Annotated in this window: 30 protein-coding genes; 6 read left to right on the top strand and 24 right to left on the bottom strand. The window is 63.2% G+C overall.

The features are described 5' to 3' along the window. Positions 1 to 156 precede the first annotated feature (156 nt). Positions 157 to 441: a helix-turn-helix domain-containing protein gene (locus NKI38_RS06285; protein ID WP_352629339.1), complete on the bottom strand. Its 285-nt coding sequence runs from the start codon at positions 439 to 441 to the stop codon at positions 157 to 159. 284 nt (positions 442 to 725) lie between these two features. Between NKI38_RS06285 and NKI38_RS06280 the strand changes: the two genes are divergently transcribed. Both NKI38_RS06280 and NKI38_RS06275 read left to right on the top strand, forming a co-directional pair. After that, positions 726 to 1,340: a hypothetical protein gene (locus NKI38_RS06280; protein WP_352655680.1), complete on the top strand. Its 615-nt coding sequence runs from the start codon at positions 726 to 728 to the stop codon at positions 1,338 to 1,340. A 187-nt stretch (positions 1,341 to 1,527) separates the two neighbouring features. Next, positions 1,528 to 1,722 carry a hypothetical protein gene (locus NKI38_RS06275; protein ID WP_352655678.1) on the top strand — a complete coding sequence of 65 codons (195 nt, stop codon included), beginning with the start codon at positions 1,528 to 1,530 and terminating at the stop codon, positions 1,720 to 1,722. A 152-nt stretch (positions 1,723 to 1,874) separates the two neighbouring features. Here NKI38_RS06275 and NKI38_RS06270 read toward each other — a convergent pair whose 3' ends face one another. The 7 genes from NKI38_RS06270 to NKI38_RS06240 form a co-directional block, all read right to left on the bottom strand. Next, a complete protein-coding gene (locus NKI38_RS06270; protein WP_352655676.1) occupies positions 1,875 to 2,174 on the bottom strand; it encodes a hypothetical protein in 300 nt (99 codons plus the stop codon). A gap of 85 nt (positions 2,175 to 2,259) precedes the next feature. Next, positions 2,260 to 2,799 carry a MerR family transcriptional regulator gene (locus NKI38_RS06265; RefSeq protein WP_352629341.1) on the bottom strand — a complete coding sequence of 180 codons (540 nt, stop codon included), beginning with the start codon at positions 2,797 to 2,799 and terminating at the stop codon, positions 2,260 to 2,262. Between the two features lie 126 nt (positions 2,800 to 2,925). Beyond that, the gene (locus NKI38_RS06260) at positions 2,926 to 3,249 is read right to left on the bottom strand and encodes an integration host factor subunit alpha (RefSeq protein WP_013532231.1); all 324 of its coding nucleotides are present in this window, start codon (positions 3,247 to 3,249) and stop codon (positions 2,926 to 2,928) included. 103 nt (positions 3,250 to 3,352) lie between these two features. Further along, positions 3,353 to 4,324 carry a beta-ketoacyl-ACP synthase III gene (locus tag NKI38_RS06255; RefSeq protein WP_352629342.1) on the bottom strand — a complete coding sequence of 324 codons (972 nt, stop codon included), beginning with the start codon at positions 4,322 to 4,324 and terminating at the stop codon, positions 3,353 to 3,355. Positions 4,325 to 4,333: 9 nt separating this feature from the next. Next, positions 4,334 to 5,404, bottom strand: a complete 1,071-nt coding sequence (gene plsX, locus NKI38_RS06250; RefSeq protein WP_352629345.1) for a phosphate acyltransferase PlsX — start codon at positions 5,402 to 5,404, stop codon at positions 4,334 to 4,336. Between the two features lie 113 nt (positions 5,405 to 5,517). Beyond that, the gene (locus NKI38_RS06245; RefSeq protein WP_352655674.1) at positions 5,518 to 6,066 is read right to left on the bottom strand and encodes a YceD family protein; all 549 of its coding nucleotides are present in this window, start codon (positions 6,064 to 6,066) and stop codon (positions 5,518 to 5,520) included. A 3-nt stretch (positions 6,067 to 6,069) separates the two neighbouring features. After that, positions 6,070 to 6,612 carry a ubiquinol-cytochrome C chaperone family protein gene (locus NKI38_RS06240; RefSeq protein WP_352655672.1) on the bottom strand — a complete coding sequence of 181 codons (543 nt, stop codon included), beginning with the start codon at positions 6,610 to 6,612 and terminating at the stop codon, positions 6,070 to 6,072. Positions 6,613 to 6,726: 114 nt separating this feature from the next. On the opposite strand from NKI38_RS06240, the gene NKI38_RS06235 reads away from it, so the two are divergent. After that, the gene (locus NKI38_RS06235; protein ID WP_352655670.1) at positions 6,727 to 7,239 is read left to right on the top strand and encodes an outer membrane protein assembly factor BamE; all 513 of its coding nucleotides are present in this window, start codon (positions 6,727 to 6,729) and stop codon (positions 7,237 to 7,239) included. 234 nt (positions 7,240 to 7,473) lie between these two features. Here the strand turns inward: NKI38_RS06235 and NKI38_RS06230 are convergent, their stop codons facing one another. Beyond that, positions 7,474 to 9,615: a sodium-translocating pyrophosphatase gene (locus NKI38_RS06230; protein ID WP_352655668.1), complete on the bottom strand. Its 2,142-nt coding sequence runs from the start codon at positions 9,613 to 9,615 to the stop codon at positions 7,474 to 7,476. Between NKI38_RS06230 and NKI38_RS06225 the strand changes: the two genes are divergently transcribed. The 3 genes from NKI38_RS06225 (at position 9,593) to NKI38_RS06215 (ending at position 10,382) form a co-directional block, all read left to right on the top strand. Further along, positions 9,593 to 9,883, top strand: coding sequence for a hypothetical protein (locus tag NKI38_RS06225; protein ID WP_352655666.1), 291 nt, complete (start codon positions 9,593 to 9,595; stop codon positions 9,881 to 9,883). The two genes, NKI38_RS06230 and NKI38_RS06225, sit on opposite strands and share 23 nt — an antisense overlap. Positions 9,884 to 9,975: 92 nt before the next feature. Continuing rightward, positions 9,976 to 10,179 (top strand): type II toxin-antitoxin system HicB family antitoxin, encoded by a 204-nt coding sequence (locus NKI38_RS06220; RefSeq protein WP_023759892.1) that lies wholly within the window; start codon positions 9,976 to 9,978, stop codon positions 10,177 to 10,179. Further along, positions 10,176 to 10,382, top strand: coding sequence for a type II toxin-antitoxin system HicA family toxin (locus NKI38_RS06215; protein WP_352655664.1), 207 nt, complete (start codon positions 10,176 to 10,178; stop codon positions 10,380 to 10,382). The genes NKI38_RS06220 and NKI38_RS06215 overlap by 4 nt, the downstream gene beginning before the upstream one ends. A gap of 5 nt (positions 10,383 to 10,387) precedes the next feature. Here the strand turns inward: NKI38_RS06215 and NKI38_RS06210 are convergent, their stop codons facing one another. The 15 genes from NKI38_RS06210 to NKI38_RS06140 all read right to left on the bottom strand — a co-directional run bounded on the left by NKI38_RS06210 (position 10,388) and on the right by NKI38_RS06140 (position 23,622). Next, positions 10,388 to 11,137 carry an ABC transporter permease gene (locus NKI38_RS06210; protein WP_352629353.1) on the bottom strand — a complete coding sequence of 250 codons (750 nt, stop codon included), beginning with the start codon at positions 11,135 to 11,137 and terminating at the stop codon, positions 10,388 to 10,390. Further along, on the bottom strand, positions 11,134 to 12,072 hold the full coding sequence (locus NKI38_RS06205) for an ABC transporter ATP-binding protein (RefSeq protein ID WP_352655662.1): 939 nt from the start codon (positions 12,070 to 12,072) through the stop codon (positions 11,134 to 11,136). The genes NKI38_RS06210 and NKI38_RS06205 overlap by 4 nt, the downstream gene beginning before the upstream one ends. Next, positions 12,069 to 13,232, bottom strand: a complete 1,164-nt coding sequence (locus NKI38_RS06200; protein WP_352655660.1) for an ABC transporter permease — start codon at positions 13,230 to 13,232, stop codon at positions 12,069 to 12,071. The genes NKI38_RS06205 and NKI38_RS06200 overlap by 4 nt, the downstream gene beginning before the upstream one ends. Positions 13,233 to 13,492: 260 nt before the next feature. After that, on the bottom strand, positions 13,493 to 14,404 hold the full coding sequence (osmF, locus tag NKI38_RS06195; RefSeq protein ID WP_352655658.1) for a glycine betaine ABC transporter substrate-binding protein OsmF: 912 nt from the start codon (positions 14,402 to 14,404) through the stop codon (positions 13,493 to 13,495). Between the two features lie 180 nt (positions 14,405 to 14,584). Further along, on the bottom strand, positions 14,585 to 15,802 hold the full coding sequence (locus NKI38_RS06190; RefSeq protein WP_352655656.1) for an MFS transporter: 1,218 nt from the start codon (positions 15,800 to 15,802) through the stop codon (positions 14,585 to 14,587). Further along, positions 15,799 to 16,299: a transcription antitermination factor NusB gene (gene nusB, locus NKI38_RS06185; RefSeq protein WP_023798402.1), complete on the bottom strand. Its 501-nt coding sequence runs from the start codon at positions 16,297 to 16,299 to the stop codon at positions 15,799 to 15,801. Before nusB ends, NKI38_RS06190 begins: the two co-directional genes overlap by 4 nt. Further along, complete coding sequence (gene ribH / locus NKI38_RS06180) at positions 16,296 to 16,790, bottom strand: 6,7-dimethyl-8-ribityllumazine synthase (protein ID WP_352635832.1); 495 nt, start codon at positions 16,788 to 16,790, stop codon at positions 16,296 to 16,298. Before ribH ends, nusB begins: the two co-directional genes overlap by 4 nt. A 107-nt stretch (positions 16,791 to 16,897) precedes the next feature. Further along, positions 16,898 to 17,101 carry a type II toxin -antitoxin system TacA 1-like antitoxin gene (locus NKI38_RS06175; protein WP_352655654.1) on the bottom strand — a complete coding sequence of 68 codons (204 nt, stop codon included), beginning with the start codon at positions 17,099 to 17,101 and terminating at the stop codon, positions 16,898 to 16,900. Continuing rightward, on the bottom strand, positions 17,101 to 17,718 hold the full coding sequence (locus NKI38_RS06170) for a riboflavin synthase (protein WP_352635835.1): 618 nt from the start codon (positions 17,716 to 17,718) through the stop codon (positions 17,101 to 17,103). The genes NKI38_RS06175 and NKI38_RS06170 overlap by 1 nt, the downstream gene beginning before the upstream one ends. Before the next feature lie 11 nt (positions 17,719 to 17,729). Continuing rightward, the gene (ribD, locus tag NKI38_RS06165) at positions 17,730 to 18,845 is read right to left on the bottom strand and encodes a bifunctional diaminohydroxyphosphoribosylaminopyrimidine deaminase/5-amino-6-(5-phosphoribosylamino)uracil reductase RibD (protein WP_352655652.1); all 1,116 of its coding nucleotides are present in this window, start codon (positions 18,843 to 18,845) and stop codon (positions 17,730 to 17,732) included. A gap of 2 nt (positions 18,846 to 18,847) precedes the next feature. Next, a complete protein-coding gene (gene nrdR, locus NKI38_RS06160; protein WP_352655650.1) occupies positions 18,848 to 19,357 on the bottom strand; it encodes a transcriptional regulator NrdR in 510 nt (169 codons plus the stop codon). A 40-nt stretch (positions 19,358 to 19,397) separates the two neighbouring features. Continuing rightward, a complete protein-coding gene (locus NKI38_RS06155) occupies positions 19,398 to 19,772 on the bottom strand; it encodes a GlpM family protein (RefSeq protein WP_352655648.1) in 375 nt (124 codons plus the stop codon). A 47-nt stretch (positions 19,773 to 19,819) separates the two neighbouring features. Further along, positions 19,820 to 20,410, bottom strand: a complete 591-nt coding sequence (locus tag NKI38_RS06150) for a hypothetical protein (RefSeq protein WP_352655858.1) — start codon at positions 20,408 to 20,410, stop codon at positions 19,820 to 19,822. 81 nt (positions 20,411 to 20,491) lie between these two features. Next, positions 20,492 to 21,805, bottom strand: coding sequence for a serine hydroxymethyltransferase (gene glyA / locus NKI38_RS06145; protein WP_352635843.1), 1,314 nt, complete (start codon positions 21,803 to 21,805; stop codon positions 20,492 to 20,494). Between the two features lie 173 nt (positions 21,806 to 21,978). After that, positions 21,979 to 23,622, bottom strand: coding sequence for a Na+/H+ antiporter (locus tag NKI38_RS06140; RefSeq protein ID WP_352655646.1), 1,644 nt, complete (start codon positions 23,620 to 23,622; stop codon positions 21,979 to 21,981). Positions 23,623 to 23,676 lie beyond the last annotated feature (54 nt).

Raw genomic sequence — 23,676 nt, 5'->3', positions numbered from 1 at the left:
GCAAAGTGATTTCAGCAGATTCTGGCCGCCGCGCGTATAAACACGCGCGACACACAAATCGGCAAGCCCCAGGCCGAGGCAGAGAGGCTGCGGCACCACCAAAGACAAACCCGCCAAGGGTGTCTTGGCGGGTTGTCGGGCATGCCTGGTGCGGATTTATGCGAGGGATCGACCTTGCGCCGCCGGCGTCGGCCCAGCCGGGGTGATCAGGGCCTCCTGGGGAAGTCGAAGCGCGGACACAATACGACGCACTTTCGACGGGTCCGTTATCCGGCCGTTCTCGATATCCTCAATCTCGTCGACCGCCAGACCGCATGTCAGGGAAAGCTTTTCCAGACTGTAGCCGCGGGTCTCCCGCATCGCTCTGAGGGTGCTGTAATCAGGCCCGCTTCCGTTGGCTGCCGGTTCGGAGGGGGCTTCGTTTTTTGCATTATGGGGCATTGGCAACTCCATGACTGAAAGAGTTTGATCAAATGTGGAGTGTTGCCTGAGACGATCGGGAAGATGCCCGCTCGCCGGCGATTTGCCAAGAGCCAATCTGACCGTCACGGGATCGTGAACCACAGGCACGTGCGGCTGTCTCGCACACATCGGCCGCATCAAGTTCTTTTGAACACCCGAGCACCTTTTTGCTCGGTGGTTTCGGCCCACCTGTTCGTAGTTCTGATGCGCTGGCGTGAAAACCATCTGGTTCCAGCCAGCCCGTTCTCGGAAGGATCTCTGCGATGAACTTGAAGACACTCATGCTCGTGCTCGGCACGATTTCCACCCTTTCCATTGCCACTGTGGGCGGCGCTCAGGCGGCCGACACGCTGCGCGTGCGCGGCACCGTGGTCAGCTTCGAGCCCACGTTGCTCACCGTGAAAACCCGCCAGGGTGACACCGATGCGATCAAGCTTAATGCGGACTGGAAGATATCAGGCGTCGCCAGCGCATCCGTGAAGGACATCAAGCAGGGCGATTTCCTCGGCATCGCCTCGGTCTCGAAAGCGGATGGCGGCAGTGGCGCCCTGGAGGTGGTGGTCTTCCCGGCCGCCTTGAAAGGCACTGGCGAGGGTGATCGTCCCTGGGACCTGCAGCCAAACAGCCGGATGACCAACGGCACCGTCGCCGACGTCACCGACATAAGCGGTCGAGCCGTCACGCTGACCTATGACAATGGGCAGACGAAGAAGATTTCGATCCCCGACACCACGCCTGTCGTGACCTTCGCGCCCGCCACACCGACCGACCTCAAGCCGGGCGCTACGGTCTTCGTGACCGCTCAGCGCGAGGCGGACGGTACGCTGAGCACCAGCCGCGTCGTGGTGGGAAACAATGGCGTGGTCCCGCCGATGTAGGCAAACAGCCGGAAAGGCGCGGCGTTTCGGCCCTGGCGATGATGATGGCGACTGCCCGGATTCCGCAGAAACAGTCCCGAAACAAAATTCTACAATCGGGAAATACTGACGAAAAAATTCAGGAGCGTAATCCCATTCGCAGCAATCGGATCACCGACCCGATGACCTGCTAAAAAGGAAACGATCCATGAAGAAGTCCCTCCTCTCGGCCCTCGGGCTTGCAGTTGCACTTGCTTTCACGGTGCCGGTGATCGGCGCGACGAGCGCGGATGCGGCCCCGATGGCAAGACATCATCGTCACCATCATCGCCATTACCACCCCGTTCATCACCGCCATCATTACCACCACCACCACCACCACGACCACGTGAAGAAGATCTAGGCATAGCGAACTGCCAACAAGAAGACCGGCCTTGGCTTCTTGTTCAAGGCTGGTCTCCTTTTGGTACTGCGGTGAGGCTCGACACAATCGGGGTGCGCCAAGTTCGTCGAACGACAGCGTCAGGATTCGACGCAACCGACGAAAGCTTTTCCTCAGCGCCGGCTGAACAGCAGACTGATAACGAGACCGAGCACCACAAGGCCAACCGCGGCGGTCGCCGCCGGATGGTCGCGGGCCGACTTCTCGATCACCCTGCCCTGTCTGCGGATTGCCGGCATGGCATCGCGCAGACGCTCGGCAAGGTCGGAATAGGTGTCGAGCGCGGCATCGCGACTGTCTTCGTAGTAGGCGCCGCCTCGCCTGGCCACGGCCCTCTTCAAGCTGGCCAATTCCTTGGTAAGAGCCGCGACCTGCCTGTCGAGATCAGTATCCGAGAGGGTCGAAAATGCCATGATGCGTTTCCTTCATTTGCAGAAGGAAGCGTAACGCCTCACCGGAAGACGGGTTCCGGTTTTCGAAATATCGATGTCGCTTCGGTCAGCGCACCTGGTCAAGCAGACGCTTGCATTCCAGGAGATCGAACAGCGCCTCTTGCAACAGCGCGCGATTGTCGCGCGAGAGTTTCGACGCGTCCGGCTGCACCGGACCGTCCTCGTCGCCCTTGCCCAGACCGAAAAAGCGGCGGCTGGGTTTGACGCGCGGCTGGCCAACCAGTTCGTCGTCCATGCCGCGCGGCTGGGCCGCGGGCGTCAACGGCACTTGATCGGCCTGCTTTCGCTGCGAGATCGCCTCGACCGCGGCCATGTCGCCACTGCCGATGGCGACCAGGAAATGATTGCCGTTCTCGCGCAACAGCTTCTGCACGCCCTTGATGGTGTAACCCTGGTCGTAGAGCATGTGGCGGATGCCCTTGATCAGTTCGACATCCTGCGGCCGGTAGTAACGACGGCCGCCGCCGCGCTTCATCGGCTTGATCTGGGTGAAACGCGTTTCCCAGAAACGCAGCACATGCTGCGGCAGATCGAGATCTTCGGCGACCTCGCTGATGGTACGAAAGGCGTCGGGGCTCTTGTCCATGGGCGAATCCTCACGCTGGACGATGATCCGGCTTATCCTGCCGAATCGGGTCTTATTTCAGCGGTTTATGAAGCAATATTCAAGCCCGGCGTCATGGCGGCGGCGGTTTTCAACCACGCATTGTGGCTACTTGCCGCTTTTGGCCTTGCCGCTTTGGTGGGAGCGCAAGATACGGCTCTTCAGCACGTTCGACGACTTGAAGGTCATCACCCGGCGCGGCAGGATCGGCACTTCTTCGCCGGTCTTGGGATTGCGGCCGATACGCTCATTCTTGGAGCGGACGTGGAATGTCGCGAAGGACGACAGCTTCACCGTCTCGCCACGAACGATCGCTTCGCAGATTTCGTCCAGCACCGCTTCGACGAGTTCGGCCGATTCAGTGCGCGACAGGCCGACCTTCCGGTAAACTGCCTCGGCAAGGTCGGCGCGCGTAAGTGTCTTTCCCCCCATCCGACCGTCCCATCAGTTCAAAACACAAAATTCGGCACAACAACGGCAGAGCCTAAGTAATTGATCCGGCAAGGTCAAGGACCGAAACCGGACCGTTTGGCACTTACCAGCGAACCAGGACTGCACCCCAGGTGAAGCCGCCACCCATGGCTTCCAGAAGCACGAGATCGCCCTTCTTGATGCGGCCGTCGGCGACGGCTACCGAAAGCGCCAACGGCACGGAAGCAGCCGAGGTGTTACCGTGCAAATCGACCGTAACCACCACCTTTTGTTCGGCTATCCCGAGCTTCTTGGCGGAAGCGTCAATAATTCGTTTATTGGCCTGGTGCGGCACGAACCAGTCGAGATCATCGGCTGATATACCAGCTTGCGAGAACGTCGCCTCGATGACGTCGGTGATCATGCCCACCGCATGCTTGAAGACTTCGCGGCCCTCCATCCGGAGATGGCCGACCGTGCCCGTGGTCGACGGCCCGCCGTCGACGAAAAGCTTGTCCTTGTGCGCCCCGTCGGAGCGCAGGCTGGCCGCCAGAACGCCATTGTCGGCGATCGTGCCCACGCCCTCGCCTGCTTCCAGGATCAAGGCGCCGGCGCCGTCGCCGAACAGCACGCAGGTCGAGCGGTCGCTCCAGTCGAGGATGCGCGAGAATGTTTCCGAGCCGATGACCAGGACCCGCTTGGCCAGGCCGCCGCGGATGTAGAGGTCGGCGGTGGCCACGGCGTAGACGAAGCCGGAGCAAACCGCCTGCAGGTCGAAGGCAAAACCGTGATGCATGCCGAGCCGGTTCTGGATCTCGACGGCGGTGGCCGGGAATGTGTTGTTGGGCGTCGAGGTCGCCAGTACGATCAGATCGAGGTCGGCGGGCGTGAGACCCGCATTGGCAAGCGCGGCGCGCGCCGCCGCCTCCCCCAGCGAAGCCGTCGTCTCGTCATCACCAGCAATATGGCGCTGGCGAATGCCGGTGCGCTGGGCGATCCACTCGTCGGATGTCTCGACCATGCCTTCGAAATCGGCATTCTTCATGATTCGGCGGGGCAGCGCGGCGCCCATGCCGCGCACGACTGATCTGATCAAAGTTCTTTCCTATTCCTTTGCGTCGGTAACGACGTCGGATTTCCTGTTTGCCTGGGCATGCGGGTTGCGCGCATGGAACAGGTCGAGGTCGGCCTCGATGCGGTCGAGCAGATTGTTGCGCACCATATCATAGCCAAGCTCGATCGCCGCGGCGAAGCCGTCCGAATCAGCCCCACCATGGCTTTTCACCACGATGCCGTTCAGTCCCAGGAAGACACCGCCATTGGAGCGACCGACATCCATCTTTTCGCGCAGGCGATCGAAAGCGCCCTTGGCGAAGATATAGCCGATCCTGGCCATCAGCGTCCGGCTCATTGCCGCGCGCAGATAGCCACCGATCTGGCGCACCGTGCCTTCCGCCGTCTTCAGCGCGATGTTGCCGGCAAAGCCTTCGGTGACGACGACGTCGACCACCCCCTTGCCGATGTCGTCGCCTTCGACGAAACCGTGATAGTTCATCGAGGCCATGTTGGCTTCGCGCAGCATGCGCCCGGCTTCCTTGACCTCTTCCTGGCCCTTGATCTCCTCAACCCCGACATTGAGCAGCCCGACGCTAGGCCGGGCGACGCCGAAGACCGAGCGCGCCATGCCGGTGCCCAGAATGGCAAAGTCGATCAGCTGGTGCGCATCGGCGCCGATGGTGGCACCGACGTCCAGCACCACGCTTTCGCCGCGCAATGTCGGCCACAGGGCCGCGATCGCCGGGCGCTCGATGGTTGCCATGGTGCGCAGGCAGAATTTCGACATCGCCATCAGCGCGCCGGTGTTGCCGGCGGAAATGCAGGCGTCCGCAGCGCCAGTCTTGACCGCTTCGACGGCCTTCCACATCGACGACTTCCAGCGGCCGTGGCGCAGCGCCTGGCTCGGCTTGTCGTCCATCCTGACCGCGATTTCGCAATGGAAGAACTCGCTGACCTCGGCGAGCTTGGGAAACTTGGCGAGTTCCGGGCGCACAACCTCCTCACGCCCGTAGATGACGAAGCGGATGTCGGGACGGCGGGTCGCGACCGTCATGAGCGCCGGAATGACCACGGCTGGCCCGTGATCGCCGCCCATGGCATCGATGGAAATCCTGATCACTCGGTATTTATCTCACTGTTAGGCGGCAGGTCGCTTTAGCGACCGCGAAGGTTCGGCGAAAATAACGGTTTTGGGCTGCCGCACAACCGACTTTTCCGTCGCGGGCGAGGTTCTCAGGATTTTCCCAGCAAGGATCGCAGTTTTTGCTGAAATTCATTCTCCGCCGCTTCGGCCTCGCCGCCGGCATTCAGCGAGGCGCCCTGCTTGCGCGGATAAGGGTCGATGGCCAGTCCGAAGTACTGTTCGGCAAGTGCCCCGACATCGATCGTGTCACCGGAAAATGTTTCGGGACTGTCAGGGCCTTCCGCGTCGAGCAGGATCTCGCCGCCGCCATCGAAACCCTGCCGTCCAAGCTTGGAGTCCTCGGGCAGCAACAGCGCTTCGACCGGTTCGTCGATATGCGCCTCGACAGGATCGAGCGTGACGATGCAGGCCTGGGTGATATCGGCTTCGACGCGACCGCTGATCTTCACGCCATTGCGCTTCCATGACGCCACCAGGAGTTCGGCGCGATAGGCTTCGACCGAAATCAGCCCGTGCTCCTCGGCCAGCGCCGCACGCTGTGCGGCATCGGCCTCGATAACCACCGGCAGACCCTTCTGCGGCAGGCGAGTGACGTTTGCGCGGAACGATACCGGGCTTTGCGGGTCAACGTGCTTCATTGTTCAACCTCCCTTGGCGACGGGAAACGCCAGCGTGCCGGCGACAATCGATTCGGATGGTTGCGCGGCCAGCTGACTGCAAGCGTCGGTGACATACGCGGCTAGCAGCGATGCTTCCGGCCAGGCGCCGGCGTCGGGCCTGACATTGCGGGCAAGGGCCGCGGTGAGCCCGTCATGGTCATTTCTTTCCAGGGCATCGTCATAAGCGGCGGTTCGGCCATAAAACATCTTTGCCAGCTTTTTCATGCGTTTGGGCACACCAACGTCACCAACGCCCAATTCCCGCAGCGAATGGTCGACGTCGAGGAAGAACTCGTCGATCAGCACCTGGGCGACCTCTTGCGCCACGCCGCCCTCACCGCGCAACCGGTGCTGGAAAAGGAACATGTGCAGCGACACCATCTCGAAACGGCCGAGCGGCGTGTCCGGCACATTCCAATGGGAATAAAACACAGTCTGCCGCGCCGCCGCCACGATTTGTGCGTAAAGCGCCTCGGTGATAGCGCGGTTGGCGTGGCGTTCGCGGCCAAAAAAGCGCTGGAACATTGGGGATGGTCTCCTGGGGACCGTTTGTTGAAGTGGCCTTGTTGCATCGGCAAGCAAGCTGGTTTACCGGTTTCGCGGCCCAGCGCAAGTTGCGGCCAGCTAATGGAGTTGTTGTTGCGCGCGCTGAATTTCAAGACCTTCTCGTCCAGGCCCGCTGGCGCGATTTCAATGCTGGTGATTGTTTCGGCGCTGTCCGCGTGCCACACCAACAAGATCATCGGTGACCTCAGCCCGAGCGAGACGCTGACGCAAGGGTATGTCATCGACCAGCAGGCAATCGATTCGGTGCCCGTCGGCTCCAGCCGCGAGCAGGTGCTGCTGGCGCTCGGCACGCCGTCGACGACGGCGACCTTCGACAATGAGGCGTTCTACTACATTTCGCAGACGCGCAAGCGCTACGTCGCATTCGACAAGCCGAGGCTCATCGACCAGCATGTGCTGGCGGTCTATTTCGGCGCTGACAGTCGTGTCACCCAGATCGCCAACTACGGCTTGAAGGACGGCAAGATGTTCGACTTCGTCTCGCGCACCACACCGACCGGCGGCAAGGACCAGAACTTCCTCAGCCAGATCATCAACGGCGCCAGCAAGCTGGCCCCTGGCATTCCCGGCGGCGGCACTCCCTGATCTTCTGACTCTGAGTTCCCTCCGGGAAAGCAGCAACATCTCAGGCGACCAAAAACCCGCGGGAGCGATCCTGCGGGTTTTTGTTATGGCCGCGTTCAAGGCGAGGCCGTCGTACGCTTGCTCACAAAATCGGGGGGCCGGCAAGAGAAGCGCTGAAGGAACGACGTCGTTATCATTCAACAAAAAACCCGCGGGATCGCTCCCGCGGGTTTTGTTTCCAGCAATGCTCCTCGATCAGCCGTGCGCGAGCACGGCCAGCAGCAGGAGCGCCACGATGTTGGTGATCTTGATCGCCGGGTTGACCGCCGGACCAGCGGTGTCCTTGTAGGGGTCGCCTACCGTGTCGCCGGTCACCGAAGCCTTGTGCGCTTCGGAACCCTTGCGATGCTTGACGCCGTCCTTGTCGACAAAGCCGTCTTCGAAGGACTTCTTGGCGTTGTCCCAGGCGCCACCGCCAGAGGTCATCGAGATGGCGACGAACAGGCCGTTGACGATGACGCCGAGCAGCGAAGCGCCCAGCGCCGCAAAGGCGGACGCCTTCGAGCCCGAGATCAGCAGCACGCCGAAATAGACGACGAGCGGCGCCAGCACCGGCAGCAGCGACGGGATGATCATCTCGCGAATTGCCGCCTTGGTCAGAAGGTCGACCGCGCGGGCGTAGTTCGGCTTGGAGGTGCCGGCCATGATGCCCGGATCCTCGCGGAACTGCTTGCGCACCTCCTCGACGATGGCGCCCGCCGCACGGCCGACGGCCGTCATGGCGATGCCGCCGAAGAGATAGGGGATCAGGCCACCGAAGATCAGGCCGGCGACGACATAGGGGTTGGAGAGATCGAAGGAGATCTCGCCCATGCCTTGGAAGTAGGGATATTTGTCGCCATTGGCGGCAAAGAACTTCAGGTCGTTCGAGTAAGCGGCAAACAGCACCAGTGCGCCGAGACCGGCCGAACCGATGGCATAGCCCTTGGTCACCGCCTTGGTGGTGTTGCCGACCGCGTCGAGCGCGTCGGTGGAGTGGCGCACTTCCTTGGGCAGGCCGGCCATTTCGGCAATGCCGCCGGCATTGTCGGTGACCGGGCCGAAGGCGTCGAGCGCAACGATCATGCCGGCAAGGCCGAGCATCGTCGTGACGGCGATCGCCGTGCCGAAGAGGCCGGCGAGCTGATAGGTCGAGATGATGCCGCCGACGATGACGATCGCCGGAAGTGCCGTCGATTCCAGCGAGACCGCAAGGCCCTGGATGACGTTTGTGCCGTGACCGGTGACCGACGCCTGGGCGATGGAGTTCACCGGGCGCTTGTTGGTGCCGGTGTAATACTCGGTGATCACGACGATGAGACCGGTCACCACGAGGCCGATCAGGCCGCAGATGAACAGGTTCTTGCCGGTGATGACCATGCCGGCGACCGTGCCGATCTCACCCCAGCCCAACGTGACCGAAGTCGCGACGCCGAGGCCGACGATGGACAACAGGCCGGTGACGATCAGGCCTTTGTAGAGCGCGCCCATGATCGAGCCGTTCGAGCCGAGCTTGACGAAGAAGGTGCCGACGATCGAGGTCAGGATGCAGGCGCCGCAGATGGCGAGCGGATAGAGCATCGCCGCACCGAGAACGGCGGTGCCGCCGAAGAAGATGGCGGCGAGAACCATGGTGGCGACGACCGTCACCGCATAGGTTTCGAACAGGTCGGCGGCCATGCCGGCGCAGTCGCCGACATTGTCGCCGACATTGTCGGCGATGGTGGCAGGGTTGCGCGGATCATCTTCCGGGATACCGGCTTCGACCTTGCCGACGAGATCGCCGCCGACATCCGCGCCCTTGGTGAAGATGCCGCCGCCGAGACGGGCGAAGATCGAGATCAGCGATGCGCCGAAGCCGAGCGAGACCAGCGAGTCGATGACGATGCGGTCATTGGGCTGAAGGCCCAAGAATTGGGTCAGGACAAGGTAGTAGATCGACACGCCGAGCAAGGCCAGGCCAGCAACCAGCATGCCGGTGATAGCGCCCGACTTGAACGCGATGTCGAGGCCGGCGGCGAGGCTGTTTGATGCGGCCTGCGCCGTGCGAACGTTGGCTCGAACGGAGACATGCATGCCGATGAAGCCGGCGGCGCCCGAAAGCACGGCACCGATCAGGAAGCCGACCGCGGCGGTGATGGACAGCAACCACCAGGCGAGCAGGAGGACGACGACGCCAACGATGGCGATGGTGGTGTACTGACGCGCCAGATAGGCTTGTGCGCCCTCGCGGATGGCCGCGGAGATTTCCTGCATGCGTGCATTGCCCTGATCGGCCGCAAGGACCGAACGTGTCGCCCAGATGGCGTAAAGGATTGAAAGCAGGCCGCAGGCGATGACGGCGGAAATAATTGTCATTGCCGGATTTTCCTCGATTGATGGCCCAAAAGAACCCCTCCCTGGGCCGTTGAGACAAAGACCGGATTCCGAGCACGGAATCCGCCTCTTCGCAGCGGTGTATGCGAAACAGGGCTGCGAACGTCAAGATATTGTTCGGTTTTTGCCCGGCTTTCGCCCAAAAGTGGAGAGCGGCGGCATTTCTATCGGCGTCATTGTTGAATTAGATCGATTGAATGAGGACGATTTTCGGCTGGTTGCCGGAGATAAGGACGGACACTCGGGCTGATCCAAACCCACGCTGCCGGGTAGGCCGCACGACCCCTGCTTTGCAAATGTTCATCGCGAGCATATCTTCTGGACCAAGACAGGAGTTGATCGATGAAATTCAAAGCTATTGTCCACGAAGCCGAAGAAGGTGGATTCTGGGCCGAAGTCCCCGCCATTCCAGGCTGCGCAACGCAGGGAGAAACCCTGGACGAGCTGTTGGCAAATCTACGCGAAGCCATCGAGGGCTGTCTTTCAGTCGACCTTCCGTCGTCGTTGACTTCGGAACCCGGCAGGATCGTGGAAGTCGCAGTTTGAAGTCCATCTCCGGCAAGGAACTCTCGCGGACAGTTGAGCGACGTGGTTGGGAGCTTCTGCGCGTCGCCGGAAGCCATCATATCTACGGAAAGCAGGGAAGCGTTGTACGTCTCTCGATTCCGATACACGGCAATAAGCCGCTCAAGACTGGCCTTTTGCGCCATCTTCTAAGGATGGCGGACATTGGCGAAGATGAAATCTGAACCGACTACTCTGCCTCCCGGCCCATGCGTCGTGCCGTGTAGCGCTCGATCGCCGACAGACCGTCATAGATCAGCACGGCAAGGGCCGCCACGATCAGGCCGCCCTGCAGGATAAAGGCAAGATTGTTGGACAACAGCCCGGCGATGATCACTTCGCCGAGCGTCCTGGCGGCCACCGTCGAGCCGATGGTGGCGGTGGCAAGGCTGATCACAACCGACAGCCTGATGCCGCCGAGAATGATCGGGGCGCTGAGCGGCAGTTCGACTTTGGTGAGCCGTTGCCAACCGGTCATGCCGGCACCGCGCGCCGCCTCGACCACATTGGCCGGCAGCGTCGTCAGGCCGGTCAGCGCATTCTCGAAAATCGGCAGCAGGCCGTAGAGAAACAGGGCGATCAGCGTCGGCTTCTCACCGAAGCCGACCGCCGGCACGGCGAGTGCCAGCACCGCCACCGGTGGAAAGGTCTGGCCGATGTTGACCAGGCTGCGCGACAGCGGCAGGAATTCGGCGCCGGCCGGCCTTGTGACCAGGATGGCAAGCGCCACAGCGACGATGGTCGCGGCCACGGTGGCGATCAGGACAGTGCGCAAATGCAGCAATGTCAGCGTCAGCAGGCTGCCCTGGTTGTAGATCACCGGCGCATTGTTCTCTGTCAGCGGCTTCAGCAGCGGCTCGAACCAGCCGGGATTGGTGACGAAGGCAACGAGCAGCACCACCAAGGCAAGCCTGAGCAGTGATGGAAGCCAGGCCTTCATGCCGGCCTCGCCGCGCGTTTCACCAGACCGTCGACCGTGACACGGCCAAGCGGCTTGCCGTCGGCGCCTGTGACCGGCAGCGCCGGCCGGCCCGACCACAACAATTCAGCCAGCGCATCGCGCTGGCTGGCGTCGCCGGGGATCGCTTCGCCTTCGGCGGTGCCCTTCTCAACGGCATCGCGGACGCGGCCGAGCGACAGCAACCGGAATGGCCGCTCGCTGGCGCCGACCAGGGTCTCGACAAAGGCGCTTGCCGGCCTCGCCAGGATCTCGGCGGGCTTGGCGTATTGCACAAGCTTGCCGGCATCCATGACCGCGATCTTGTCGCCCATGTGCACGGCCTCTTCCATGTCGTGGGTGACGAGGATGATGGTGGTGCCGAAGCGCTTCTGGATCGCCAGCAGATCCTCCTGCGCCTTGGTGCGGATGATCGGGTCGAGCGCGCCGAACGGCTCGTCCATCAACAGCACGTTGGGCTCGGCGGCTAGCGCGCGGGCAACGCCGACGCGCTGCTGCTGGCCGCCGGACAGTTCGTGCGGGTAGCGCGGCCCGAAGGATTCGGGATCGAGCTGATAGAGTGTCATCAGTTCGTCGACGCGGGCCTTGATGCGGGCCTTGTCCCAGCCGAGCAGCACCGGCACGGTGGCGATGTTCTGCGCCACCGTGCGATGCGGAAACAGGCCGTGGCCCTGGATGGCGTAGCCGATGCTGCGGCGCAGTTCGTAGCCAGGCAGCGAACGATTGTCGGCGCCATCGAGCTTGATGATGCCCGAGGTCGGCTCGACCAGCCGGTTGATCATGCGCAGCAGCGTCGTCTTGCCGGAACCGGAGGTGCCGACGATGACGGCGATGGTGCGTGGCTCGATGACCATCGAAACGTCGTCGACCACCGTTGTCGTGTCATAGCGCTTGGTAATGCCTTCGATCTCGATCATGCCGTTTCAACCCTGCGCTTGGTGGCAGTCATTTCGATCACCGCGTCGAGGATGATGGCGGCGGCAAAGGCGAGAGCGACCGTCGGCACGGCGCCGAGCAACACAAGGTCCATCGCCGTCTGGCCGACGCCCTGGAAGACGAACACGCCAAAACCGCCGCCCCCGATAAGCGCGGCAATGGTGGCGAGGCCGATGTTCTGCACCAGAACGATGCGGATGCCGGTGAGGATGACAGGAAAGGCCAGCGGAAACTCGACGCCGAACAGGCGCTGTCGGTCGGTCATGCCCATGCCGCGCGCCGCGTCGTTGGCGGCCCGCGGCACGCCGGCGAGACCGACCACGGTGTTGGCCACAACCGGCAGCAGCGAATAGAGGAACAGCGCGACGAAAGCCGGCGCCGTGCCGATGCCGCGAATGCCGAGCGCGGCAGCTCCCGGCACATACGTGGCAACCCAGCCGAGCGGCGCGATCAGCAGGCCGAACAGCGCGATCGAGGGAATGGTCTGGATGATGTTGAGCACGTTGAGCACGCCGTCGCGCAGCTTTTCGACGCGATGGCAGAGAATGCCGAGCGGCAGACCGACGATCGCCGCGGCAGCCAGCGAACCGAGCGCCAGCGTCACGTGCTTGGAGCCTTCGGCCCAGAAACTGTCGGCACGGTTGGCGTATTCCTTGAGGATCGACAGATTGTCCCAGCTTCCCGAAATCAACAGCAGCCCGATCGCCAAAGCCGCGACCACGAGCACGCCAACCCGTGCCAATGGCGACAGGTTCAGCCGGGTCAGCACATCGGCGAGCAAAAGCGTGAAAGCAAAAATGAGGATCCAGAAACCGGAAGCCGGCGAAATTCTCGCAAAGGTATTGCCCGCCGGGGTGAGAAAAGTACCGCCGACGCCGATCAGCAGCGCGAGCGCGGCAAGCGCCACCACGCTGGCGGCAAGGCGCAGCACAAGCGGCGTCTTGAACAGCGCGACAAGTGCCGCGGCGACGATGATGGCAAGCAGCAGCGCCCCGGTCGTCGGCGGCAGTGCCTCGAGAATCGAGCGCGCCTGGCCGGGGACGATGCGGTTGGCGCGGAACGTGGCAAAGGGCGCGGCAAAAGCCGCGTAGGCTGATATCGCGGCAATGACCACGCCGAGCTTGTCGAAGCGGATAGTCATGGCGCGTGGCCATGCAGTGCGATGTGCCCCGAGCGGAATGCCGTTGCGGGGTGGAGAGTTCCGTGCGAGGCGCCCCCCTCTGGCCTGCCGGCCATCTCCCCCTCAAGGGGGGAGATTGGCAGCCCCTGCGTCCCGCTTCTTTCTCCGGCCTCGGAGATTGGCGAAAGCCGGCGCGACATCCGATCTCCCCCCTTGAGGGGGAGATGGCCGGCAGGCCAGAGGGGGGCGCCTCGCACCAACGTCACCTTTCGGTGCGCCGGCTACTTCAAAAACCCGTTCTTCTTCAGGAAATCCTCGGCGACACCCTTGACCGGCTCGCCGCCGACCTGCACGCGGCCGTTCAGCTCCTGCAGCGTGACGAGGTCGAGCTTGGCGAAGACAGGCTTCAGCAGCGTCTCTATCTCGGGATGTTCCTTCAACACCGCTTCTCGGATGATCGGCGCCGGCTGGTAGACCGGCTGTACGCCCTTGTCATCGTCGAGCACGACAAGGCCGGACGGCGCAATGCCACCATCGGTGCCGTAGACCATGGCCGCGTTGGCGCCATTGGTCTGGTTGGCGGCGGCGGCGATGGTCGCTGCGGTGTCGCCGCCCGAGAGGGTGATCAACTGGTCCGGCTTCAATGTGAAGCCATAGGTGGTCTGGAACGCCGGAAGTGCTGCCGCCGAATTGACGAACTCGGCGGACGCCGCCAGCACCACCTGGCCGCCACCCGCGACATATTTACCGAAGTCGGAAAGCGTGGCGAGCTTGTTGGTCTCGGCAACCTCCTTGCGCAACGCGATCGCCCAGGTGTTGTTGGCGGGCGACGGCGACAGCCAGACGATCTTGTTGGCGTCGTAGTCGAGCTTCTTGGCCGTCTCATAGGCCTTGGCGGCATCCTTCCAGACCGGGTCGTCGGCCTTCTCGAAGAAGAAGGCGGCGTTGCCGGTATATTCGGGATAGATATCGATCTCACCGGCGGTGATCGCCTTGCGCACCACAGGCGTGCCGCCGAGCTGGATGCGATCCGTGGTCTTGATGTTATTGGCGTTGAGAACCAGTTGGACGATGTTGCCGAGCACGCCGCCCTCGGTGTCGATCTTCGAAGAGACAACCACCTGGGCACTGGCGGAAGCCACTGTTACGCCGAGCGCCAACGCCGCGCCGGCCAGAACCTTGACTGAAAACATCGTGAAAACCCCTTGCTATGAACCGAAATGCGGTGGCCGCATATGAGCATGGCTCAAACGCTTCGTCGGGGCATACGGTTTCATAAGAATGGAGATCAGCGCAATAATTTTATTCGGCAGCCGGGGCTTAGACCGAAGTCATCCTGACAGCATCGTGTCAGGTCGCTTGGCAATTTGCGGTCAAGCGCTGGCTCTGCGCAAGCCTGTCAGCTTGAGCGTGCCGAGTGCCACGAAGCACAGAACGGTGACCGGGAAGATCATCCAGTTCAGCATCTCCCAACCCCAGGCGTTGTAGACCATGCCCGACATCAGCGAGGCGCAGGCGACGGAGCCGAACAGGACGAAGTCATGGAAGCCTTGCACCTTGCCCTTTTCCGACGACCGGTAGGTTGCGGCCACCATCGCCGTTGCGCCGATGAAGCCGAAATTCCAGCCAAGGCCGAGCAGGATCAGCGACGCCCAGAATTGCCACAGCGCCAGGCCCGACAAAGCGACAATGGCGCAGCCGATGAGCAGGATCAGGCCGGTCGCCACGATGCGCTCGGCACCGAAGCGATGGATCAGCGAGCCGGTGAAGAAACTCGGCGCGAACATCGCCATGACGTGCCAGGAGATGCCGAGCGTCGCATCGGTCTCCGACAGTCCGCAGCCGACCATGGCCAGCGGTGCGCCGGTCATGACGAAGCTCATCAGCGCGTAGCTGCCGACCGCGCAGAAAAGCGCGGCGACGAAACGCGGCTGCGTGACGATTTCGGCCAATGGCCTGGCGTCGCTGTCGGTGATCTCCACCTTACCGGATGCTTTCGCCGGCAGCCGCAGGAACGACAGGATGATGGCGCCGACCGCGGCCAGCGGCAGGATAGAGATGAACGAACCGGCAAACATCACAGGCGCCAACAATTCGCGGGTGAAGATGACGATTTGCGGTCCGAGAATGGCGGTGACGATGCCGCCGGCCAGCACGAAGGAAATGGCGCGCGCCTTGAATTCCGGCGGCGCATTGTCGGCGGCGGCGAAGCGGAACTGCTGGACGAAGGCACCACCGACACCGATCGTGAGCAAGCCAAAGGCAAACAGCCAGAAGCTGCCCTGATAAAGCGCAAGCGTGGCGACGAGACCGCCAAGCGCCGTGACGATCGTGCCAGTCATGAAGCCGCCGCGCTGGCCCATGCCGCGGATGATGGCCGCTGCGGGCAGCGCGCCGAGCGCCACGCCAATGTTGAAGCCGGTGATCGGCGCCGTCGCCAATGATTTGTCGGGGCCAAGCAGATATTGCCCGGCCAGCGCCCCCATGGAGATGGCGATGGGGGCGGCCGAGCCGATGATCGCCTGCGAAGCGGCGAGGATCAGCGCGGTGCGACGCGCCTCCTTGCCTGCCTCAACGGCAATTGCCGTCATGATGCGTCCTTGCCGCGCCCCTCGCCACGCACCCGGCGTGACACACGGTCGAGCACGGCATTGACCAGCTTCGGCTCGTCTTCCTCGTAGAAGGCCTTGGCGATGTCGACATATTCGGAGACGATGACGGCGACGGGAACATCCTCGCGCTTCATCAGCTCGTAGACGCCAGCGCGCAGGATGGCGCGCAGCGTCGAATCGAGCCGCGACAGCGGCCAGTCCTCGGTCAGCGCCTGGCGGATGATGGGATCGATGGTCTTCTGGTTCTCGACGACACCCGCCAAGATGGCGCGAAACCATTGCGCATCGGCCTCGCGGTAGAGCGCACCGTCGACTTCCTTGCCAAGGCGAAACGCCTCGTATTCGGCGGTGATCTCGAAGACGCCGCTGCCGGCGACATCCATCTGATAAAGCGCCTGTACGGCGGCCAGACGGGCAGCACCGCGCTTGTTGGCGTGGCGCACCGCGGGCTGGCCGGGCGAAGCGGGTTCGCTCACGATCGCGCTCCCAGTTGTTCTTTGAGGGCGATCATGGTCAGCGCCGCACGCGCCGCGAAACCACCCTTGTCGCCCTCCGAGCGCTTGGCCCGTGTCCACGCCTGTGCGTCGTTCTCGGTGGTGAGGATGCCGTTGCCGATGCAGACCGAGTCCTGCACGCTCAGGTCCATGAGCGCGCGGCTGGATTCATTGGCGACAATGTCGAAATGATATGTGTCGCCGCGAATGATGGAGCCGAGCGCAACAAAGCCGTCATAATTCGTGCCACCTTCCGTCGCGCCGTCCAGCGCGAAGGTAATCACCGCGGGAATTTCGAGCGAACCTGGAACGGTGACGACGTCGTAAGTCGCGCCCGCTTCATCGAGCGCGCTTGTTGCGCCATCGAGCAGCGCGTCGGCAAGGCCGTCGTGAAAGCGCGCTTCGATGATCAGAACGCGTGCCTTCTTCTTCGGACGGATAAACGCTTTGCCGTGTTGGGATGTGCCAGCCATAAAAGTCTCCGGGGATCGCCGGTGACTTAGGCCGAAGCCGGATTGATCGCAAGCAGAAGATTGCCCGCGACGCCGAAGGTCCGCAGAACCTATCGGGTTTCCAGTGCTCAGACGCCTGTAGGCTCACGGTAGCGACGCACCGTATCGCGCAGTCGATCGTTCGCCGATCGCGGATTGATCAAGGCCTCAATGAAGAATCTGCTGTCGTTGGGAGACAGATCGAGCCACTCGTGCTCCTCGGCGTTCATGTCGGCCTGCGCCTCACGCATCAGCGCTTCGTCCGGCGGGGAATTCACTCTGTCCTTAGTCATCAAAGCCCCTCTTTCGCCGCCTCCACCAGCCGCGCCGCGTAGCGGGCCATGGTGTCGATCTCGAGATTGACGCGGTCACCGACCTTGCGCTCGCCCCAGGTGGTCACGGTCAGCGAATGGTGGATCAAAAGCACGTCGAAGCGCGTGCCTTCCACCTTGTTGACGGTGAGCGAGGTGCCGTCGAGCGCTACCGAGCCCTTGGGCGCAATGAACTTCGCTAGGTCGCGAGGCGCCTCCAGCGTAAAGCGCACAGCGTCGCCCTCATCCTTGCGCTCGATGATCTCGGCCATGCCGTCGACATGGCCCGAAACGATGTGGCCGCCGAGTTCGTCGCCGATTTTCAGCGCCCGTTCCAGATTGATCCGCGTACCCGATTTCCAACCCATCGCCGTCGTCAGCCTGAGCGCCTCTTCCCAGGCCTCGACCTCGAACCAGCGCGCGTTCGAGCCGCTGTCGGGCAAGCCCGTGACCGTCAGGCAGACGCCGCCGCAGGAGATCGAGGCGCCGATAGCGATGGTCTCAGGGTCATAGGCGGTGTCGATACGCAACCCCACCCCTTCCCTCAGCGGCTTGACGGAAGCGACAGTGCCGACATCGGTGACAATTCCGGTAAACATCGGTGTTGATCCTAAAGGTCTCTTATCCACTCGGCGTAGCTGTCCTCGCCGAAACGCATCTCACGCAACTTGCGAAAACCTGCCGGGATATGGTCAGCGTCGATCGGCGATGCAATGCCGTCATCGCCGATCGCTTCCGGCCCCTGGAACAAGACGATGCGGTCGACCAGCCCATCGGCGAGGAACGCGCTCGCCACCTTGGCGCCGCCCTCGACCAGCACGCTTGCCATGCCGAGCGCGGCCAGATCCTCGAGCAGTTCCGGCAGAGCGATGCCGCCCTCATGTGTTTCAGTGCCGATGAAGCGCACGCCTGCGCGTTCGAGTGCTGCCCGCCGCAGCGGATCGGCCTCCAGGCAAGCGGCGACATAGAGCGGTACCCGGTCCACGCCCGACACCAGTTTCGAGGCCTCCGGCAACCTGATCTGGCGGTCGAGCACGATGCGCACCGGCGAGCGGTTCTCCAGCCCCGGCAAGCGCACCGTCAGGGCCGGATCATCCTCAAGGGCTGTACCGATACCGACCAGTATGCCGTCCGCCTCGGCCCGCATCAGATAGACTTCGCGACGCGCGATATCGCCGGTGATCGACACCTGCCCCTCGCCTTCCCTGCCGATCTTGCCGTCGCTGGAAAGCGCAAGCTTGAGAATCACTTCGGGGCGTTTTCTCAACGATCGAATCAGATAGCCGACCATCTGCTCGGCGGCTTCCGCCGCCAACACCTTCTCGACCACCTCGACACCGGCGGCACGCAGGATTGTGTAGCCCTTGCCGGACACCCGCGGATCGGGATCGCTGGCGGCGCCGACGACGCGCGCGACACCGGCATTGACCAGCGCATTGGCGCAAGGCGGCGTGCGGCCATGGTGGGCGCAGGGCTCGAGGGTGACGTAAGCGGTAGCACCACGCGCGAGCTTGCCGGCCTCGGCCAGGGCCTCGGTCTCGGCATGCGGGCGGCCGCCGACAGCGGTGACGCCGGTGCCGACGATCATCGGGCCATTGCCGTCATCGCGTACGATCAGCGTGCCGACAGACGGGTTGGTCGCGGTGCGCCCGGCATTTTTTCGCGACAGTCTGAGTGCCGCCGCCATGAAGCGGCGATCAAGGGCGGCCTGTTCGCTTGCAGTCATGCTCAGCTGACGTCCTCTTCGCCCTTGATTTCGTCCCCCTTGATTTCATCCCCCTTGAGTTCGTCCCCCTTGAGTTCGCCCAGCAATTCGTGGAAATCCTTGGCCTCGCGAAAATTGCGATAGACCGAGGCGAAGCGGACGTAGGCGACATCGTCGAGCGACTTCAGCGCTTCCATGACCAGCCGGCCGACTTCCCCCGAAGCAACCTCCGTCTCGCCGGAGCTTTCGAGCTGGCGCACGATGCCGGTCACCGCGCGGTCGATGCGCTCGGGATCGACATTGCGCTTGCGCACGGCGATCTCCACCGAGCGCAGCAGCTTGTCGCGGTCGAACGGCACTTTGCGGCCCGATTTCTTGACCACCACGAGGTCGCGCAACTGCACGCGCTCGAAGGTGGTGAAGCGGCCGCCGCAATCGGGGCAGACGCGCCGCCTGCGGATCGCCGCGCCATCCTCGGCGGGGCGCGAATCCTTCACCTGCGTATCTTCTGACTGGCAATAGGGACAGCGCATGGAGAAGCCTTTGGTTGGCGAATCTGGTGAAGCGAAAGGCTTAGAGCCTTTCCAGGCCGGATTGAAGCAGTTCCGTCTCTTCGACGGCCTGCCGCATCAGAGATAGCGAGGCGCGAGGAAGATTGCCAGCGCAGCAACCAACCAGATAGCGATGCCGCAGCCGGTAGTCGACACGATCGATGAACAGCCAGCAGGCGCCAAGGAAAGCGAGATAGGCAGGAATGGTCTTGACGCCGGCGAGGCAGGCATCGCGAAAGCCGCCCGGTTCGCCCCTGGCGCCCACGGCGAGCAACGCGATGACGGCAAAGGTCGGCGCCAGCGGCAGGATCCCGGGCAAGACGTTTCCACGCTTGGACGCCCAGACGATCAGCGCCGTCATCAATCCGCCTACCACGCCTTTCCAGACGATATCCATTCGATGCTTCCCTCGAATGCCTGCGTAATGCCTGCCAGACAGCAGCTTCAAGGTGCGACGTCGGCTGTCGCGAAGCCGCAGGACACGCCAAGGCTGCGGTAGGCCTTGGAGAAACCGTCCATCGAGATGGTCGCGACCGGCTGTTTGCCGAAGACCACGTCGAGCGTGGTCGCACGGCGCATGGTGCGCAGCAACGCCAGGCTGGTCTTTGGCTTGTTCTCGACCATCCAGGCAAGACGGCCGGCGACGGAATCGTCGGAATAGACGGTTGCGGCAACCTGACCGGCGGCATCGCCGAATTTTGCCGCGATCTTCTTGCCGGTCGGAAGATCCTTGTTGCCGATAGCGATCGTCACCGCCGGGTAAGCATCGGGCGGCAAAGCGTCACCATTCGAGATCGAAAGCGTCAACGTACCCGGATAGCCGCCGCTGTCGACGAAAGCGGTCGAGGCGACGCAGGTCTTGCGCGCATCCTGGCCCGTGTCCAGGACGTCGACGATAGTGGCCCATCTGCCGAAGGTGCCGGTAGCAGGTATGTTTGGAGCGGGCTGGGTCTGCGCGAAGGCACTGCCGGGCATTGTCACGAAAACGACCAGCCAACCATGGACCCCAAGGGTGGCGAGGCGGAAATTGCGCATCATCGGATCTCCCGTTTGGCGCGCCACCCAACCATGGGCGGGCGCGCCGCTGGCCGATAAGAGATGACGCCTCGCGTCAGGTCAACCGAGATAGGGATAGAGCGGGAAACGATCGGTCAGCGCCACGACCTTGGCCTTGACCGCCGCTTCGACAGCCGCATTGCCCTCGTCGGAATTGGCGACCTTGAGACCATCCAGCACTTCGGCGATCAGCTTGCCGATCTCTCGGAACTCGGCCTGGCCGAAGCCGCGGGTGGTGCCGGCAGGGGTGCCGAGACGCACGCCGGAGGTGACGAAAGGCTTTTCCGGATCGAACGGGATGCCGTTCTTGTTGCAGGTGATGTTGGCGCGGCCCAGCGCTGCCTCGGCGCGCTTGCCGGTGGCGTTCTTGGGCCGCAGGTCGACCAGCATCAGATGGTTGTCGGTGCCGCCGGAGACGATATCGAGACCGGTCTCCTTGAGACTGGAGGCGAGCGCCTTGGCGTTGGCGGCGACGCTCTCGGCATAGACCTTGAAGCTCGGCTTGAGCGCTTCGCCGAAGGCGACCGCCTTGGCGGCGATGACATGCATCAGCGGGCCGCCCTGCAGGCCGGGGAACACCGCCGAGTTCATCTTCTTGGCGATGTCCTCGTCATTGCACAGGATCATCCCGCCGCGCGGGCCGCGCAGCGATTTATGCGTGGTGGTCGTCACGACATGCGCGTGCGGCAGTGGCGAAGGATGCACGCCACCGGCGACCAGGCCAGCAATGTGCGCCATGTCGACCATGAGATAGGCGCCGACCGCATCGGCGATCTCGCGAAAGCGCTTCCAGTCCCAGACGCGCGAATAGGCAGTGCCGCCGGCCAGGATCAGCTTCGGCTTGGTCTCATGCGCGGTCTTCTCTATGGCGTCCATGTCGAGCAGATGGTCGTCCTTGCGCACGCCATACGACACGACCTTGAACCACTTGCCGCTCATGTTGACGGGCGAACCGTGGGTCAGATGCCCGCCCGAATTGAGGTCGAGGCCCATGAAAGTGTCACCGGGCTGCAAGAGCGCCAGGAAGACGGCCTGGTTCATCTGACTGCCGGAATTCGGCTGGACGTTGGCGAAGTTGCAGCCGAACAGCTTCTTGGCCCGCTCGATCGCCAGTTCCTCGGCCACGTCGACGAACTGGCAGCCGCCATAATAGCGCTTGCCTGGATAGCCCTCGGCATATTTGTTGGTCATGATCGAGCCCTGCGCCTCAAGTACAGCGCGGGAAACAATGTTTTCCGAGGCGATCAGCTCGATCTCGTGGCGCTGGCGACCGAGTTCGTTGCGGATGGCGCCGAAAATCTCCGGATCGGCATCGGCCAGCGTGGTTTCGAAGAAAGATTCGAATTTGTTCGACACTGCCGCTGCTGTTGCCATGGCCTGAAATCCTCGGGGTTCGGGGGCAATTTGCTTATGCATGTCGTTGCCCCAAAACCGCTGTACACTTTTGGGCGACATGCACGCGGCGCCATTAACACAGTTGTTTTCCCCCCGCCATGTTTGCGGCGCGAAATTTGCTGGCCGGTTTGCGCCAGCGAGGCAACAAGAGGCTATTTCCTCGCCTTGCGGCCTTTCAGCAGGGCCTCGGTGAGCGTGATCTCGATAAATAGCGCCTGCGACGCATGGTCGTTGATCTCGCCGCTGCGAAACATGTCACGCACGGCTGCGCGCTCGGCCTCGATGCCGGCGAGCCGCAGTTCCAGCTCCAGCCTTCCGGATTCGCGGGCCTCGGCGCGGGCCTCATCGGCTTCATCGGAGGCGGCGATGCGCCGCCGGTACCCTGCGACGATGTTCTCGGCGGCGGCAAGCCTGGCGCCGGGCACCTCGCCGCCCTCATCCTCCGCCCCGGCAATGCTCTCGATGCGCGCGATTGCCGCCTTGGCGGCGCCGACACGCGCCAGGCGTTCCTCCGCGGCACCAACATCCTCGCCCGGTTCGACCAGCCCCCTGGCGATCGTCGGCAGAGCGAGACTGGCGAAGACCAGCGAGCAGATGATGACGCCGGCGGCGAGGAAGATGACCAGATCGCGCGCCGGAAACGGCGAGCCGTCCGGCAGGGCGAGCGGCAGTGACAGGAGGCCGGCCAGCGTGATCGCGCCGCGCACGCCGGCCACCGAACCGGCGAGCCGCACGCGCATCCCGAACGGCTCCACCTTGCGCTTGCCCAGGCGCGCCGCGATGCCGGCCGCGATGTCGCCGACCCAGATCCACAGGAAGCGCAAGACGATCAGGCACAGTGTCAGCGCGATGACTGTCGCGATCGGCTGGATGATCGGATGCAGGCTCATGAGTTCCGGCGGCACGTGGCGGATGATGTCGGGAAGCTGCAGCCCGAGCACGATGAAGAGAGCGCCGTTGAAAACGAAGGAAAGCGTCGTCCAAAGCGACATCGTCTGCATGCGCGCCGAGACGCCGAGGAAGCGGAACACGCCGGACCCGCCGGTGAGCAGCCCGGCGGTGACCGCCGCCAGGATGCCGGACGCCCCGACGTGCTCGGCGCCGAGATAGGCGATGAAGGGCAGCAGGATCATCACCAGCACCTGCGCCTCGGCCGGCACGCCGCCGATGCGGTTGAGCAATTGCAGCAGCTTGGCGGCGACGAACAACGCCGCCACGCCGATCAGGATGCCGACAGCCACGGCATAGAGGAAACTCAGCGATGCCGCGGCAAAGGAAAAGCTGCCGGTCAGCACTGCTGCCACGGCAAAGCGGAACATCACGAGGCCCGACGCATCGTTGAGCAGCGACTCGCCTTCCAGAATGTGCATCAGCCGCGCCGGAACGACATTCTTGTCGACGATCGAGGACACGGCCACCGCATCGGTCGGCGACAGCACCGCGGCGAGCGCGAAAGCAACGACCAGTGGAATGCTCGGCACCAGCCAGTGCAAGGCGTAGCCGAAGCCGACGATGGTGAAGAAGACGAGCCCGATGGCAAGGTCGAGGATCGGTCCGCGCAGCGCCATCAATTCACGCTTCGGCGCACCATAGGCATCGCCGAACAGCAGCGGCGGAATGAACACCAGCAGGAACAGTTCCGGATCGATCTCGACATGGATGCCGCGCACCGGCCAGGCGAGTGCGGCACCGATCGCAATTTGCAGCACCGGCAACGGCACCCGCACCAGGCGGACCAACGCGCCGGAAAGCGCGACGAAGACGAGTACAACCAGAATGAAGACGGCGACTTCCATGGTCCGGTTCCAGACTTTCCCGCCGACCATGCGCAAAGCCGGCCGATCCGTCCA

This window comes from Mesorhizobium sp. M0621, from assembly GCF_040320745.1.
Classification (GTDB): domain Bacteria; phylum Pseudomonadota; class Alphaproteobacteria; order Rhizobiales; family Rhizobiaceae; genus Mesorhizobium.
The sequence above is the reverse complement of the archived record's forward strand: the minus strand, read 5'-3'. Positions and strand labels throughout refer to the sequence as shown.

Coding starts and splice junctions, on each gene's coding strand:
- NKI38_RS06285 (WP_352629339.1), bottom strand. CDS start 441: ATGCCCCATAATGCAAAAAACGAAGCCCCCTCCGAACCGGCAGCCAAC.
- NKI38_RS06280 (WP_352655680.1), top strand. CDS start 726: ATGAACTTGAAGACACTCATGCTCGTGCTCGGCACGATTTCCACCCTT.
- NKI38_RS06275 (WP_352655678.1), top strand. CDS start 1,528: ATGAAGAAGTCCCTCCTCTCGGCCCTCGGGCTTGCAGTTGCACTTGCT.
- NKI38_RS06270 (WP_352655676.1), bottom strand. CDS start 2,174: ATGGCATTTTCGACCCTCTCGGATACTGATCTCGACAGGCAGGTCGCG.
- NKI38_RS06265 (WP_352629341.1), bottom strand. CDS start 2,799: ATGGACAAGAGCCCCGACGCCTTTCGTACCATCAGCGAGGTCGCCGAA.
- NKI38_RS06260 (WP_013532231.1), bottom strand. CDS start 3,249: ATGGGGGGAAAGACACTTACGCGCGCCGACCTTGCCGAGGCAGTTTAC.
- NKI38_RS06245 (WP_352655674.1), bottom strand. CDS start 6,066: ATGAAGCACGTTGACCCGCAAAGCCCGGTATCGTTCCGCGCAAACGTC.
- NKI38_RS06240 (WP_352655672.1), bottom strand. CDS start 6,612: ATGTTCCAGCGCTTTTTTGGCCGCGAACGCCACGCCAACCGCGCTATC.
- NKI38_RS06225 (WP_352655666.1), top strand. CDS start 9,593: ATGACGGCGGAAATAATTGTCATTGCCGGATTTTCCTCGATTGATGGC.
- NKI38_RS06230 (WP_352655668.1), bottom strand. CDS start 9,615: ATGACAATTATTTCCGCCGTCATCGCCTGCGGCCTGCTTTCAATCCTT.
- NKI38_RS06220 (WP_023759892.1), top strand. CDS start 9,976: ATGAAATTCAAAGCTATTGTCCACGAAGCCGAAGAAGGTGGATTCTGG.
- NKI38_RS06210 (WP_352629353.1), bottom strand. CDS start 11,137: ATGAAGGCCTGGCTTCCATCACTGCTCAGGCTTGCCTTGGTGGTGCTG.
- NKI38_RS06205 (WP_352655662.1), bottom strand. CDS start 12,072: ATGATCGAGATCGAAGGCATTACCAAGCGCTATGACACGACAACGGTG.
- NKI38_RS06200 (WP_352655660.1), bottom strand. CDS start 13,232: ATGACTATCCGCTTCGACAAGCTCGGCGTGGTCATTGCCGCGATATCA.
- osmF (WP_352655658.1), bottom strand. CDS start 14,404: ATGTTTTCAGTCAAGGTTCTGGCCGGCGCGGCGTTGGCGCTCGGCGTA.
- NKI38_RS06190 (WP_352655656.1), bottom strand. CDS start 15,802: ATGACGGCAATTGCCGTTGAGGCAGGCAAGGAGGCGCGTCGCACCGCG.
- ribH (WP_352635832.1), bottom strand. CDS start 16,790: ATGGCTGGCACATCCCAACACGGCAAAGCGTTTATCCGTCCGAAGAAG.
- NKI38_RS06175 (WP_352655654.1), bottom strand. CDS start 17,101: ATGACTAAGGACAGAGTGAATTCCCCGCCGGACGAAGCGCTGATGCGT.
- NKI38_RS06170 (WP_352635835.1), bottom strand. CDS start 17,718: ATGTTTACCGGAATTGTCACCGATGTCGGCACTGTCGCTTCCGTCAAG.
- ribD (WP_352655652.1), bottom strand. CDS start 18,845: ATGACTGCAAGCGAACAGGCCGCCCTTGATCGCCGCTTCATGGCGGCG.
- nrdR (WP_352655650.1), bottom strand. CDS start 19,357: ATGCGCTGTCCCTATTGCCAGTCAGAAGATACGCAGGTGAAGGATTCG.
- NKI38_RS06155 (WP_352655648.1), bottom strand. CDS start 19,772: ATGGATATCGTCTGGAAAGGCGTGGTAGGCGGATTGATGACGGCGCTG.
- NKI38_RS06150 (WP_352655858.1), bottom strand. CDS start 20,410: ATGCGCAATTTCCGCCTCGCCACCCTTGGGGTCCATGGTTGGCTGGTC.
- glyA (WP_352635843.1), bottom strand. CDS start 21,805: ATGGCAACAGCAGCGGCAGTGTCGAACAAATTCGAATCTTTCTTCGAA.
- NKI38_RS06140 (WP_352655646.1), bottom strand. CDS start 23,622: ATGGAAGTCGCCGTCTTCATTCTGGTTGTACTCGTCTTCGTCGCGCTT.